Raw genomic sequence first — 14,504 nt, forward strand, 5'->3', positions numbered from 1 at the left:
GACGCCAACCCACCCGCGCTACAATTGGGCTATGCGGACAAGATGTCCGCGTTACTTTAACGCATCGAATAAAATCTCGGCGGGGTGTTGGGCTTTACGACCAGTGCCGTCTTTGATCTGATGGCGGCAGCTGGTGCCTGCGGCTGAGATAATGGCATCTTCGGCCTTGCGAACGGCTGGGAACAAGACTAACTCGCCAATCTGCATCGACAATTCGTAATGTTCTTCTTCAAAGCCAAACGAACCCGCCATGCCACAACAACCTGATGGAATTAGCTGAACGTTATAATTTTGAGGTAACGATAATACTTTCTTGACCGGAATCATTGAGGACAACGCCTTTTGGTGGCAATGGCCGTGAACCTTCACCAATTCGGTTTTAGCTGTGAACAAACTCCGGTCAATGCGACCGGCGTCGGCTTCACGGGCGAGCCATTCTTCAAACAGAAAGACGTTTTTGGCAATACGCTGAGCGTCCGCTTTTAACTCTGCTGGTACAAGGTCGGGGTATTCATCCCGGAAAGCCAGAATGGCCGACGGTTCCAGACCAATCAACGGTGTTTCGTCGGTAATGAGATCTTTGAAGATTGTAACATTGCGTATCGCTAATTTTTTGGCTTCATCTACCAGCCCTTTGGACAAATAGGTTCGCCCGCTTTCAGCGTGATCGGGGAGCGCGACGGTATACCCTAATCGCTCCAGTAGCTGAATCGCTTTTTGCCCTACTTCTACGTCGTTGTAATTCGTGAACTCATCGGCAAAAAGCAGAACAGTACCCGATTTTAGTTCTGGCGAATCTGCGAGGAGAGCGGGAGTATAGTTATTCCGGTTCTCGCGTCCGATTCGTTCGTTTTCTTCCTTTTTCTGCTCCCACCACCATTTTCGCAACGTCGTCTTTGCCATTTCTGGCATCGTACGGTCGGGGTGAAAACCAACAATACGGTTTGCGATTCGACGTAGGGACGCGGTTTCATAGAATCCATTGTAGGCCCAGGGAACGAGACTGGCCATCTTCATCAGCCGGGTGAAATTGCCGATCAGACGCGCCCTCATCGGAATGCCACTTTCGTTGTATTTCTGCTGCGTGAATTCGGCTTTCATACGTGCCATGTCTACGCTCGATGGACACTCGGCTTTGCAGGCTTTGCACGACAGACATAAATCCAGCACGTCTTTAACGGCTTCGAAATCCTGTTCCGTAGGCGTGGACTGATTGCTGTAGAAATGCCGCAGAATATTAGCTCGGGCGCGTGTGGTGTCGTGCTCGCGTCGGGTAGCCATGTAGCTAGGACACATCGTTCCGCCCGAAATTTCGGTCTTGCGGCAATCGCCGGAGCCGGAGCATTTTTCGGCCAGTTCGAGCATCCCGCCATCCTTCGAGAAGTCGAAAATGGTCTTTGGTTGCGGAATGATCACATCGGCCTCCGACCGCAGCGACTCGTTCATGGGTGGCGTATTGACCACCTTGCCCGGATTGAACGTATTGTGCGGGTCCCAAAGGTCTTTGACATCCTTGCACAACTGGAAGTTTTCGGGGCCGAGCATAAAGGCGATGCACTCGCCCCGTAATCGCCCATCGCCATGTTCGCCGGAGAGCGAACCTCCGTATTTTTTGACGAGTGCTGCCGTATCCAGCAATAACGCCCGGAAATTGGCCCGACCTTTTGAGGATTTAAGATTGATAAGCGGTAGAACGTGAATCTCGCCCGCACCAGCATGAGCCGAATATTCCAGTTTCAGGCCGTGGTTCTCCCAGGCCATTTTGTCCAGTTCGTCGATGTAGTCAGGGAGATCATGAACATCCACAGCGGTATCTTCAATGACGTTGGCCGGTTTCTCATCGCCGGGGATGTTGTACATGATACTCAACCCCGCTTTTCGGAGCGCCCACGGCTTTTTGGTGTCTTCGTCGAACAGAATGGGATAGGTGTAACCTAAACCCTTTTGTTTCAAAGCAGTAACAAAACCCTCTGCCCTCTTTCCTACGCCTTCCTTCGTATCGTCGAAAAACTCGACCATTAGAATCGCCTTCGGATCACCTTCTACGAACTCCCTATTTTTGAGTTGCTCGATGTTGGTTTTCGTCAGTTGCAAAATGTAATCATCCACCAGTTCCGATGCCGAACAGTTATGCGCCAGCGCCACTAAATTCGCTTCAAGCGACTGCCGAATGGTTGGGAAATGCGCGCAAACCAGCGCCGTTTCTTTCGGTGGCAGCGGGAGTAAGTTAAGTTTGGCTTCGGTGATAAAGCAAAGCGTCCCTTCTGAACCAGCGATGAGTTGGGCGAAGTTGAATTGGGGGGAAGAAAGGGAGGAGATGGACGAAGGGGAGGAAACGGTAGAGGCAGTCTGATTATTCTCCCTTTTCTCCCACTCGTCCCTTTCCTCCTTCTCCTCCCAAAATTTCACCATCGCATCCAGCGCATACCCCGTATTCCGCCGTGTAACGGTTGGTTTAGGGTAGCCTTCCCGTATGTGCTGGCGAACGTCGGGTTTTGAGAGCCAGTCGCGGAATTGAACGTATAGGCGCTGTTCTAGCGGGCTTACTACATTTTCTCCTCTGCATTTTGCATCGAATTGTGCCTGATTGAGCGAACCGAACGTTACTTCGGCACCATCGCTCAATACCACCCGTACTTCGAGCAGGTGATCGCGGGTGGTGCCCCAGATGATGGAGTGTAGACCACAAGAGTTGTTGCCAATCATGCCACCAATCATCGCCCGACTGGCCGTAGAGGTTTCGGGACCGAATAGCAAACCGTGCGGTTTCAGGAAGGCATTCAGATCGTCGCGAATGACGCCCGGTTGCACACGAACCCATTTTTCGTCGGCATTGACTTCCTGAATTTTTCCAAAATACTTAGATATATCAACGACAATTCCACTGCCCACTACCTGCCCGGCGAGCGACGTGCCAGCCGCTCGGGGAATCAGACCGATGTTATGCTGTTGGGCAAAGCGAAGGAGCCGCTTGATGTCGGCAACGGACTTGGGCAGCGCTACCGCCACTGGCATTTCCTGATACACGGAGGCATCAGTTGCATACAAAATTCGCTGGGCGGTATGTTCAGGCGATTCATCGAAATACAAATCACCCTCAAAGGAGGGAAGTAAGGTTGCGAAAGGGATTTTAGGGGTTATCAGGAACATAGCAGAGTAGGCATCAAACAGGCCATAAAGATACAAAAACCGAAGTGCGTTTGTGGAAATAAGCTATTCCCGCCATCAATCTGCAAAAACCATTTACTGCCATGACAACACGCCGAACCTACTCGCCCGTACGCTTTGATTTCGCTCCTTTCGTGGGCGTAGCCCTATTGTTGATTGTATTTTTTGTGTTCACGAAAGCGATTCGGCGTCCTGTAATTATGGGCGTTACGGTACCCGCTGGTTGCCGTAAATATGAGTTGCCAACCTACCCAAAAAAGATTGTCACGTTATTTTTGATGGGCGACAACCGAATTGGGTTTATGCAGTACTGGCATGGCGACGATATGGTTGAATTACAGCAAACGGATTTCAGGCCAGAAGGCATCCGTAAACTGTTAGCAACGGTTGGGAAATCGGCTGAGGACAATGACGTGGCTATTGTTATAAAACCTACTTCGTTGGCTACCTTCGGGAATGTTGCTAATGCGTTGAAAGAACTCAAACTTGCCGAAAACCTGCCTTATTTATTCGTATCTGATCTTAGCGCGAATGAGCAACGCATGCTGAGTTATTACGAGCGAATTTTCATGGGTGACTCGTCGATACGAGATACTGTGTTTTTGAAAGTGCCGCCGTATTATCTGGCCGACAACTTATAGGCTCTAATCACGCTAATTACTGTACTGACACCAACCAAGGCGATAAAAAGAAAGGATGGCCAGAGACTGACTTGCTTCTGGTGATGGATACTGGCCCAGCTTATTTGACCCGCAATGCACAAAAATAATCCTGCTACTAAAAACCGAATCGTAGCAAATAACTGATCGAAATTCTGCCGCTGATGGACTGTATTGTCAGGCGTACGTGGGCCAGGGAAATTCATCAGTTCAGTAGGTGTATACCGAATTGCCCATAAGACTCCAACTATACATAGGCAAACAATAGGAAGTATTAATAAAGTGTCAGGACTGCCGAAATGATCAGCCTGCCCGTTTCCATTGAAATGGGTTGGTATAGGGCCGGTAAGTAAGATTGAGCCAGTGACAGATACACCAACTAACGTAATAAGCAGGAAGATCGTCAGGCGATTTGCATTACGCTCGTAGGGACTTGCAGATGTCTTCATACCCCTATGACTTCCTTCTGCCCGATTTGCCACTATCTAGGATTCGTTTTAATCGCCCACCAACGAAACTACCGACAAATGACAAAATCATGGAACCGTAGAGACCGAAGTTTTCGAGTTCAATGTGAAAGGAATTGGTGGGGTGTTCAAGAAAGAACATGTAAACGATCCAGATCGAACCGGCCTGAATCAAAGCTAGAAACCAACCTTTGCGAGGCTCTAGAAAACCGAGGGTTGTGGCTAGAATAGTGGCTACCAGATAGGGGAGATGGGCAGCAATGGCAACGCGTATGCAGTATAAAATAAGGGCGCTGCCGAGTAAGGTCAGGATACTATTGAGAAATAGCCGTCGGTCAAAAAAGGGAGTGGCCATGTTAAAATGTATGATGTAGGATATATGATGTATTTTCGATCATACGCCATATATCCTACATCATACATCTTTTATTGGTTCACGTAAACGCTTCCGCTGCTGGCGGTGAGTGTTACAGGAATGCCACCACCGTTCAGGGTTCCTCTGATGCGGTCTTTTTCGGTGTCACCATTGAAGTTGTTCAGCGGGATCTTGATGCTGTTGCCGCTCAGATTCAGCGTGATGCCTTTATCGAGAGGCATTTTTACGCGAACGCTGCCGGCGCTGGTCGATAACCGAACGGGACCGGTCAATTTCGAGATGCTCACGTCAACACCACCTGCGCTGGTGCTGGCGTCGATACTGCCAACAATATTGGCAATCCGTACTGATCCACCCGACGTGCCTGCTTTAATATCGCCTTCAAGGCTTTCGCCGTTGATGCTGCCACCACTGGTTTGTGCGTCGATATCGCCTTTCAAATCTGCAAGCCGGATGCTGCCACCCGAGGTATGCAGACGCATGTTGCCTGTTGAGGATTTACCTTCAATCGATCCGCCTGAAGTTTGTAGATCCAGCCGTCCTGAATTACCCGCCTGGCAACCATCGAAGTGGATAGAGCCGCCTGAAGTTTGTCCGTTAATATCGCCGTCTACATCGTTCATGTGCAGGCTACCCCCGCTGGTACGGAATTTCTGGTTGCCGCTCAGAGAGGCCAGATGGATGCTGCCACCCGAGGTGCGGAGATCAGTAGTTACTTTGCGAGGTGTGTAGAATTTGAAGCTGATACTTAAGCTGTTTTTCCAGTTGTTAAGATTATTGTGGCGTTTGGCCGTGGCAACGATGGTGCCGCCTTCCTGAGCAATCGTAATATCGTAATCCTTCAGCCGATCTTCGATTTCGGCTTTGTCGAGGTTGCCGTTTCCATTGTTGCCACGGACGTACATTTCCACTTTGGCGTTCATATCGGTACCGCCTTCAATGGTTAAGCTACCGCCAGAGGTTTCGGCGCGTACTGAGTTAATATTGCCCGAGAACGTTTTGACTTGGTAGGGTGTATCCCGGTCGTCTTTAGGATTATTGGCAAGGGCTGTCAGCGAGAAAGTGGCTACGCCCAGTAGAGTTAGGAAGAACTGATTGCGTTTCATACGATTTGTCTTGTTTATACAGCAAAGATGCTAGTCTGGATACGAAGGTTGCATGAGGTTGAATTTCTTCTGCTTTTAGCAACGGATACAGATGTAATAGTAGGGTAGCAAGCGGTGTGCCAGTGAGGTAAATGATTAGTAGTCAGTTGTCTATATTTCTTGATGCTTGTGGGGATTGTCCGTCAACGGACAATAGCTGTTCGCTGGTGGACAGCGTAACCCCACCCCAACCCCTCCCCTGAAAGCAGGGGAGGGGCTAAAAGGCGATAGAGGGGGCCTCATTACCTTCTCAATTAGATTCCAGACTAAACTGCCCCCCTCTCCTGTTTTTCAGGAGAGGGGTTGGGGGTGAGGTAGTTATTTTTTCTTTTTAGGTGCAGCCACCGGCTTCTTCACACCCAGATGATTCAGAGCCGCTTCCAGCACCGTGTCACGACCGGCCTGCCAGTCGGCGGCTGAGGGTTTTACCAGAATCGCTGGCTGAATACCTTTTCCATTCCATTCGGTACCGTCGGGATACATGTCTCGCTTGGTGCAAACACGGGCCATTACCCCACCGGGAAGTGAGAAGGCTAACGGCTGGCCCGTACTGCCACCGGTAGGCTCGCCGATAATTGTACCCCGTTTCATGGCGTCGAATACGACGGCGAAATCTTCGGCGGCCGAAAAGGTTTGGCCGCTGGTGAGCACAACGACTGGTTTTGTGTAGAGATTTTTGCCATTGGCAGGCCAACCGTCGCCATCATCTTCAACGGGTTCAAAAACGACGGATTCGCCACGTACTCGCCGTAATGGACTGTATAGCCGCGACGAATACGAACCCGTTTTCATCGGTTTATCAGTCAGATAACCCAACACATTCCAGCCGTACCCACTATCTCCTCCGCCGTTCTGCCGGATATCGAGAATGAGCGCATTGGTCGTGGCAATAGAGTCAAATGCAGCTTTGAAACCGTTTAGCGCCTGGTTATTTTCGAAGTTGTTGAGCTGCACGTAGGCCACATTGCCGGGTAAAATCCGGAAATTAAACGCGGGGGATGGTTTCAGATTTGAATAGCCTGTTCGCGGTAATAGCCGATTAAACGTTTTCCCCGACGGCTCCCGAAAGGTAATCGAAACCGGTTTATCTTTTGGTCCCCGAAGCAGCCGATACGTATAAGTAGCTACGTCGATATTTTGCGGAGTCGATCCACTCTGGTAGGGGCGTACAAACCGGTCGGCGTATTCAGTAACGGGCAGACCGTCGATGCTAACGATTTCGAGCATGGGTCTAATGCCTGTTTTCTCCAAACTATCTAAACGAACTTCCTGAACCAGCACCTTACCATCTACCAACACTGGCCAGATAGGCGGTTGCCGGGATGTTGAATCCTGTAAGGTTGGATCGCTGGCCCAAACATCGGTATGACCGTCGTGGAGCTGCGCACAGAACGACTGGAGCACTCGCATGTACTCGACCGTAGAGCGGGTAGCCCGAATTTTTGGGAGATACTCCAGATACAGTTTATCCCAATCTACATCAGCAATGTGATCAAAGTAAGCAAAGTTGTATTTCGCTTCCGACCACAACTTTGAGAGGCCGGCCACTTTTTCATCCTCGCTGATATTGGGTTTATAGGGTGTTTTGAGTGCAGTTGAATTAAATAAACGTTCGGCTGCCTGCGCTTTTGCTATCAAAGGAACCAGAATAGGATTCTGGCGGACAGTCGTGAACTCGGCAAGCTCCTTCATATAGCCTGCATAGGCTGGGGCAAATTTCCCCGTCAATGGATAGAGCAGTGTTTGAGCAGCCGTTTCGTTATTTCCGAGTTTCGCCTGGATACGAGCCAGATCAAACGAAATATCACTTTTTCGATAAAACAGCGATTCGTCTTTCTTCGCCAGTTCCTGCACATCGGGGCGATGGTAATAGGCGAGGGCATCCAGTAATATCTGTTCTGCCTTTTTCAAACTGTCGATAGGCGGCTTGTCGGCACCTTTTTGCGCCATTCGGGCGCGGCCTCGTTCATTTTGTAAATACTCGTAAGCCTGGGTACTGGTTAGCGTAGACTGGGCATATGAAGCACTGATACCGACAATGATCGCCAGCAATACCCTTACAACGTAATTCATAGTAATTGATTTAGGATACCTAAAGATGCATCAACGATATGGGAATGGCAATAGGATAAGTTATATGTAGACTTTTTAATCTGTATTGTGAACACCGCACTAATTTTAGGTAATTACTGCATTATCAAAGTAAGTATAATTCTATATTGATATGTTAATTTAATTTTGAATATTTTAAAGAATATAAAATTAAATTTGAATATAAATATTATTAATAGAATATAATTGGTAAAATATAAAAATTATAAGAATATAGTATTGTGATTATCGATTTTGTGGAATTATATTTGGATTAAAAATATGCCTGCTCAGGGCGTGTTTTTTTAATGACGGCCAAGTCTTGATTGGTCTGATTAATACCTGCGGCAATAGTCTCGCTGCAAGCCTACCCCGAGTTTTTATATCGCTTATATAAAGTACGTACCCGTTGCTGCAATGGCTGATTAGCTGCTGTATTCACCTGTAATTTTTCCTTTTTATAAACCTAATCGTTAAGTGAGATGCGAAACAGAAGTTTACTACTCATGTTGTTTTTTGCCCTGTATGCCCCCTTACAGCTCTTCGCCCAGAGCAGGGTCATTAAAGGGATTGTTACATCAGGCGACGACAACGGCGGAGTTCCCGGCGTAAACGTCGTTATTAAGGGCACAAATATTGGGGCATCAACAAACGCAGAAGGAGCTTACTCCATTAATATTCCCGAAAATCTGGTAAAAAATGGGGTTCTGGTTTATTCCTTCATCGGTATGAAAACCGCCGAAGTACCCATTGGCAATCAGAGTACCATTACGATTAAGTTACAGCACGATGAAACTTCGCTAGATGAAGTGATTGTCAGTGCGTTAGGCTTCAAAGAGAACGCCGATAAACGCGGGGCAACAGCCTCGAAAATTGAAGCGAAAGACATCGTTCGCTCCGGCGAAACGGGTGTAATCAATGGTATGTCGGGGAAGGCGGCTGGCGTTCAGATTACCAAATCGGCGGGCGATCCTGGGGCGGGTTCCTACATCCAGATTCGGGGGCAGAATACCATTACAGGTACAACACAACCGCTGGTTATTGTGGATGGTATCCCCATCAGTAACTCGACGCTGGGCGATGGTGCAGCCGGGGTTACGCAACAATCTCGTCTGAACGACATTAACCCCGAAGACATTGCGTCGATGCAAATCCTGAAAGGAGCGTCGGCAGCGGCTTTGTGGGGATCGCGGGCGGCCAATGGTGTAATCGTTATTACGACTAAAAAAGGCGCGAATAGCGATAAGGTCAATATTTCGTACAGCACCACGGTTTCGTTCGACACGCCGAATCTGCTTCACCCTTTACAGAGCAATTATGGTCAGGGGTCGGATGGTGTGTATAATCCAACGGTTGCCAATTCGTGGGGCGATAAAATTTCCAGCCGTGCTGGTGGCGATGATGTCGTTAACCTGAATGGCGCTCGCTTTGAGTCTTATAGCGGCAAGACATATTACCCAATTCTTACAAAAAATTCGAAGGAAACCTATAACGACGCCCGTAAGGATGCCGTCTTCCGGACAGGTACCTACATTGATAATAACCTGTCTGTCAGTGGTGGTAATGACAAAGGGAATTTTTACCTGAGCATTGGTGATCTGCGCCAGAAGGGTATTATCAACGGCCAAAGCGATTACAATCGGACTACCCTCCGATTCAACTCGGAGCGTCGTTTTAATGATATTATCAAGGCGTCTACCAATGCGACTTACGCCCGGACAACCTCGAACCGGATTCAGCGTAGTAACAGTGTAAACGGTCTTTACATTGGTTATCTGCGTTCTGCCCCTGATTTCGATAGCCGCGATTATATCGGTAACTACTTCTCATCGCCCACGGCTAGTGCCATTCCCAATCGGCAACGTTCGTATCGGAACTACCTAGGCGCGTTGGCCAACCCAATCTATAACGATCCGTTGTGGGCTATCAATCAGCTGACCAACTTCTCGGAAGTAGATCGCTTCATTATGAGTTCTGAGTTACTCATTACGCCGGCTAGCTGGTTCGATATTACGGCTCGTGGAGGTATCGACGCCAATACTGACCACCGGATTACGAATTATCCGGTCAACTCGGCGGTCAACAGCGGGTTGGGAAGCTACGAAGAGAACATCTACAAAGAGTCGGAGATGAACGGCGATATTATTGGTCGTGTCTTCAAGGATTTTGGGAAGAATATCACGAGCACCTTAATTGTAGGCTTCAATATTAACGACCGGAAATACCTCAATATCGGTGGTACGATGAATACATTCATCATTCCGGATGCGCCCGCTAACTTTGGTAACTCGCTGACATCCAACGATGCACCTTACCGCACAACCACGCATCGCCGGATGGCTCGTATGTATTCGACCTTGAACGTAGGTCTTTACAATCAGCTATTCCTGAATGCATCGGTAGCGGGTGAGTCGGGTTCTACCTTCGGAAGCCAAACGAAATCGACGTTCTACTATCCATCGGCCGACGTGGCCTGGCAGTTTACGCAATTGCCTGTTCTACGCGATAATCCAGTGCTGTCATTTGGTAAACTGCGTGCTTCCTATGGTACAGTAGGGGTCCAGCCAGATGCGTATAGAAACACAACGACCTACATAAATGCGTCGTTTAGCAGCTGGGCCAATACGCTTAGCGGCTCGGGGTATGGGAACGGGGCTTATGTTCGAAATGCTACCCAGGGCGACCCATTTTTGCAACCTGAACGGAAAACGGAATATGAATTGGGTACCGATCTGCGCTTCCTGAACAACCGATTAACGGCAGGTTTCACCTATTACTCCAACGAAATTACCAACCTCTTGCTGAACGTAGCGACATCGGGCTCTACGGGTTATACGTCGAAATACACCAACGCAGGTTCGATGACCAACAAGGGCTGGGAATTGGAATTGCATTATAATATTCTGAATAAGAAAGGCTTTAACTGGAATGTTTTCGGTAACCTGAGCCGGAACATCAACCGGGTAACCAACCTGGCCGGTACGGATATCATTACCTTGGGTGGTTTCAGCAGCACGGCCAGTACCGTAGCAAAAGTAGGTTATGCCATGTCGTCGCTCTACGGTGGTACCTACCTGCGCACTGAATCGGGCGCGCTCAATCTGAACGCCAATGGTTTCCCACAAGTGGCTTCTCAGTTCGGCGTTATCGGCGATCCGAACCCAGATTATCGGGGTGGTTTCGGTACGAATTTATCGTACAAAAAGCTTTCGCTGAACGTTCTGTTTGAAACCTTCCAGGGGGGTGATTTCTACAACGGTACCCGTGGGGTTCTCTATAACTTCGGTACGCATGCCGACGTGGGTAACGAAGTAACCCTGACAAAAGACCTGAAGAACTATGCGGGTAAAACCATAGCCGCTGGAAGTACCGTTCGGGGTAACATTCAGGACTTTGGCGCTGGTCCGGTATTACTCGATCAGTCGTACTATACCTCAATCGGTGGTGGTTTCAGTACGTTGGTAGAGCAGTTTATTACTGATGCCAGCTGGACCCGTATCCGCGAGATTTCGGTAGGCTACTCAATCAGCTCGCCAAAGTTCCGTCAGAAAACCAAGTTACAATCGATCGATGTAACGGTAACAGGTCGTAACCCGGTTCTGTGGACCAAAATGGTTGGTATTGACCCAGAAACCGCGCTTAACGGGGCCAGCAACTCACGCGGACAGGACTACTTCAACAGCCCGAACACAAAGTCGTTGCTATTCAGCATAAAAATCAACTATTAACTAAATTAATAATGGACAATGTAAAATGAATAATGGATAACGAGTAACAGTCTACTCAATAACAGCCATCCTATTATCCATTGTGCATTATCCATTATTCATTGTCCATTCTCCATTAAAATCTTTATGAAACGTACATATAGATCAGTTTTTGCTCTTTTGGTTGGTCTCCAGTTCTTCTCCTGTTCGTCTATTGTCGAGAATCTGAACGTTGACCCCAACAACCCGACTGCCTCAACGGGTAGCCTGCTGCTTACCGGTACCGAGATTGCCAACATGGCCACGCAAGAAGGTATGGCCAGTCGTCTGACAACCATCTGGGACGGCTATGCGTCCGGTGCTGACCGCCAATGGCTGGATTATTACAATTACAACGTGACCGCCGGGGTCTATGATGCCGACTGGAACCTGGTTTACCAGGCAACGAACGCCAATGCGCTGCTTACGATTGAGAAAGCAAACGCCCTCGGAAACCGTAAAATGGCCGCCATTGCTAAAATTCTACGGGCCAATGCTTTAGCTACGGGAACACAACTCTGGGGTGATATTCCATTCGATCAGGCAGGTGATATTATTAAATACCCCAGTCCGGCGTTTGAGCCTCAGGCAACGGTGTATACAAAACTTTTGGCCCTGCTGGACGACGCCATTGCCGACCTAAAATCAGGTGTTGGTACTGTTACATCGGAAGATATTCACTTTGGTGGCGATGCCACGAAATGGACGCAGGTTGCTTATACCCTGAAAGCCCGGTTACAAACCGACCTGAAACAGTACGATGCTGCCTATACAACGGCTCAGACGGGTGTTAGTGCGTATGCCAATTCACTTTATGCGCCACATGGCAATACTGCCAACGTGAACCAGAATGCGTATTTCTCCTTCCTGGCTAGTTCGCGAACGGGCGACATAAACGCAGTCGGTGCGTATAACACGACGATCCTAAATCCAACAAGCGCTAAATACAGAGGAAACGCGAAAACGATCGAGACGGCCCGGTTCAAGTTTTATTATCTGGAAGTTGGTGTCAACAGCCCCGGTAAAATTGAGCCAAACACAACGGGTACAACTGGTTTCTTCGCACAAACGGCTAGCTTCCCACTGGTTACGTACCAGGAGAATATTCTGACACTGGCCGAATCAGCCTTACGTTCGGGCAAAGGTTTTGCAACGGCGCTGGGCTATTTGAACATGTATCGGGCCTGGATGAATACCGGTGGCAATATCAATGCCGCTTACCTAACGGCTGGTGCTTACAAATATGAGCCTTACGTAGCCGCTGATTTTGCCGCTGGTGGCATCGAAAACGCCGATGGTATCACGGCTGATAATGCGCTGCTGCGGGAAATTCTGGAAGAGCGTTATGTATCGTTCTATGGTCAGCACATTGGTTGGGATGATGAGCGCCGGACCCGTGCCGAAGCGTATGGTATCAAACTAACGCCGAACAACGGTACGCAGCTTCCCTGGCGGTTCATTTATCCACAAAATGAATTGAACTCCAACGCGAATGCACCGAAGCCAGTACCCGCTACCTTCGAAGCACCGGCTGTTTATAAATAGCATTTTTTAATGTTGTTCAACTTTTTCTTCAATAGGAAATTCTAGGCTGTTTTGTCATTCCGACGGCAGGAGGAATCTCAAAGTTGCATATTAGTCAAGCTTGAGATTCCTCCTGCCGTCGGAATGACAAAAAACTATTTGGTTTTACAGGCTTACGAAATTCTGGGTATACTTACCTAATACTACCGAATCGTAATCTCTACCCGCCGGTTTTTACTTCGTTCGCCTTCTGTGGTATTGTTGGTAAGGGGGCGTATGCCGCCATATCCGGTAGCAGTAAGGCGATCTTCGGCAACTCCATGCCGCATTATGTAAGTCATAACAACTTTGGCTCGATTTTCAGATAATGCCAGATTCAGCCTTGGATCGCCGACGTTATCTGTATGTCCCGCTACGTTGATGCGCCAATGTGGATTTGCTTTTAGAGCGGCCACAAGCTGATCTAGCTCTGCCGATGATTCTGGCAACAATACATAACTGCTTTGTGCAAACTGAACCTGACGCAACGCAAACGTCTCGCCCGACTTATGACCATCGAACGGGTTTGGTGTTGGCGCTACTGGAGGAGTTGGTTGAGCAACTGTATTGACTGCGGGCTTAGTCCTTGCCACTGACTGTCGGTCCAGCGGCAAGGGTAAGCTAGGTGCGGGTTTAGAAGTATTCGATTTAGGGCGTTTGGGCGTAACTTTAGCAATCAGAGCCGGTTTGGGTATAGGCAGAACAGGCTTGGCTGATTTGTTGATTACGGTGACTCGTTCGGGTGCCGCTTTTTGAAAGAAATATTGGGCGGTTATGGACTCGCCGGGGTTACTAACACCGTTGAAAATGAGTTTTGGTGCATTAGGTAATAGCCATAACAGGTCGATTGACCCGCCGAGCATATCGTTAAAATAATCGACTCGCAAATCGTAGAACTTACCCGCTTCCAGAATAACCCGGCCACTAAAATGCTTCGAATCGTTCAACTGCCAGGAATCGATTACCTTTTTATTCCCAACCCATACCCGAATCCCGTCATCTACTTTCGCATTGAACGTATAAGCTCCCGACATGGGCGCCAGTAGTTTACCCGTCCAGCGAATGGAGTAATAGGATTTGGGCATACCCGGTCCCGGAGTGCTTTGTAACCAACTGAAATTGCGCTTTGGCCAGTCGAAACTAATGGCGGGATCAATTCGGGTGAAAACTTTATGTTCGAAATTCGTTCCGGTGTAATACTCCCCTTTCAAACCTTGCTGAGCCTGTGTCGGTAGCGTTCGAAGCCAAAGAAATACGCCCAAAATCACTAGGATCGCTTTCATAAATTA

9 protein-coding genes are annotated in these 14,504 nt (G+C 48.6%); 3 read left to right on the forward strand and 6 right to left on the reverse strand.

Annotation, left to right across the window (positions count from 1 at the left end):
• Positions 1 to 51: 51 nt before the first annotated feature.
• On the reverse strand, positions 52 to 3,150 hold the full coding sequence (locus H3H32_RS35365; RefSeq protein WP_182460387.1) for an FAD-binding and (Fe-S)-binding domain-containing protein: 3,099 nt from the start codon (positions 3,148 to 3,150) through the stop codon (positions 52 to 54).
• Positions 3,151 to 3,251: 101 nt separating this feature from the next.
• On the opposite strand from H3H32_RS35365, the gene H3H32_RS35370 reads away from it, so the two are divergent.
• Positions 3,252 to 3,809 (forward strand): biopolymer transporter ExbD, encoded by a 558-nt coding sequence (locus H3H32_RS35370; RefSeq protein ID WP_182460388.1) that lies wholly within the window; start codon positions 3,252 to 3,254, stop codon positions 3,807 to 3,809.
• Here H3H32_RS35370 and H3H32_RS35375 read toward each other — a convergent pair.
• From H3H32_RS35375 to H3H32_RS35390, 4 genes are all read right to left on the reverse strand, one after another.
• A complete protein-coding gene (locus tag H3H32_RS35375; RefSeq protein ID WP_182460389.1) occupies positions 3,788 to 4,276 on the reverse strand; it encodes a DUF1648 domain-containing protein in 489 nt (162 codons plus the stop codon). The two genes, H3H32_RS35370 and H3H32_RS35375, sit on opposite strands and share 22 nt — an antisense overlap.
• A 4-nt stretch (positions 4,277 to 4,280) precedes the next feature.
• Positions 4,281 to 4,649: a hypothetical protein gene (locus H3H32_RS35380; protein WP_182460390.1), complete on the reverse strand. Its 369-nt coding sequence runs from the start codon at positions 4,647 to 4,649 to the stop codon at positions 4,281 to 4,283.
• A 71-nt stretch (positions 4,650 to 4,720) separates the two neighbouring features.
• On the reverse strand, positions 4,721 to 5,776 hold the full coding sequence (locus H3H32_RS35385) for a DUF4097 family beta strand repeat-containing protein (RefSeq protein WP_182460391.1): 1,056 nt from the start codon (positions 5,774 to 5,776) through the stop codon (positions 4,721 to 4,723).
• A 357-nt stretch (positions 5,777 to 6,133) separates the two neighbouring features.
• Entirely contained in the window at positions 6,134 to 7,888 is a 1,755-nt protein-coding gene (locus H3H32_RS35390) for a S41 family peptidase (RefSeq protein WP_182460392.1), read from the reverse strand.
• A 500-nt stretch (positions 7,889 to 8,388) separates the two neighbouring features.
• Here H3H32_RS35390 and H3H32_RS35395 point away from each other — a divergent pair, with 500 nt between their 5' ends.
• Both H3H32_RS35395 and H3H32_RS35400 read left to right on the forward strand, forming a co-directional pair.
• Entirely contained in the window at positions 8,389 to 11,634 is a 3,246-nt protein-coding gene (locus H3H32_RS35395; protein ID WP_182460393.1) for a SusC/RagA family TonB-linked outer membrane protein, read from the forward strand.
• A 126-nt stretch (positions 11,635 to 11,760) separates the two neighbouring features.
• Complete coding sequence (locus H3H32_RS35400; protein ID WP_182460394.1) at positions 11,761 to 13,197, forward strand: SusD/RagB family nutrient-binding outer membrane lipoprotein; 1,437 nt, start codon at positions 11,761 to 11,763, stop codon at positions 13,195 to 13,197.
• A 182-nt stretch (positions 13,198 to 13,379) separates the two neighbouring features.
• Here H3H32_RS35400 and H3H32_RS35405 read toward each other — a convergent pair whose 3' ends face one another.
• Entirely contained in the window at positions 13,380 to 14,498 is a 1,119-nt protein-coding gene (locus H3H32_RS35405) for a PA14 domain-containing protein (protein WP_182460395.1), read from the reverse strand.
• Positions 14,499 to 14,504 lie beyond the last annotated feature (6 nt).

Source organism: Spirosoma foliorum (assembly GCF_014117325.1).
Lineage (GTDB): Bacteria > Bacteroidota > Bacteroidia > Cytophagales > Spirosomataceae > Spirosoma > Spirosoma foliorum.

Bases quoted from the DNA above. Each gene is read 5' to 3' on its own strand.
- H3H32_RS35365 (WP_182460387.1), bottom strand. From the start codon at position 3,150: ATGTTCCTGATAACCCCTAAAATCCCTTTCGCAACCTTACTTCCCTCC.
- H3H32_RS35370 (WP_182460388.1), top strand. From the start codon at position 3,252: ATGACAACACGCCGAACCTACTCGCCCGTACGCTTTGATTTCGCTCCT.
- H3H32_RS35375 (WP_182460389.1), bottom strand. From the start codon at position 4,276: ATGAAGACATCTGCAAGTCCCTACGAGCGTAATGCAAATCGCCTGACG.
- H3H32_RS35380 (WP_182460390.1), bottom strand. From the start codon at position 4,649: ATGGCCACTCCCTTTTTTGACCGACGGCTATTTCTCAATAGTATCCTG.
- H3H32_RS35385 (WP_182460391.1), bottom strand. From the start codon at position 5,776: ATGAAACGCAATCAGTTCTTCCTAACTCTACTGGGCGTAGCCACTTTC.
- H3H32_RS35390 (WP_182460392.1), bottom strand. From the start codon at position 7,888: ATGAATTACGTTGTAAGGGTATTGCTGGCGATCATTGTCGGTATCAGT.
- H3H32_RS35395 (WP_182460393.1), top strand. From the start codon at position 8,389: ATGCGAAACAGAAGTTTACTACTCATGTTGTTTTTTGCCCTGTATGCC.
- H3H32_RS35400 (WP_182460394.1), top strand. From the start codon at position 11,761: ATGAAACGTACATATAGATCAGTTTTTGCTCTTTTGGTTGGTCTCCAG.
- H3H32_RS35405 (WP_182460395.1), bottom strand. From the start codon at position 14,498: ATGAAAGCGATCCTAGTGATTTTGGGCGTATTTCTTTGGCTTCGAACG.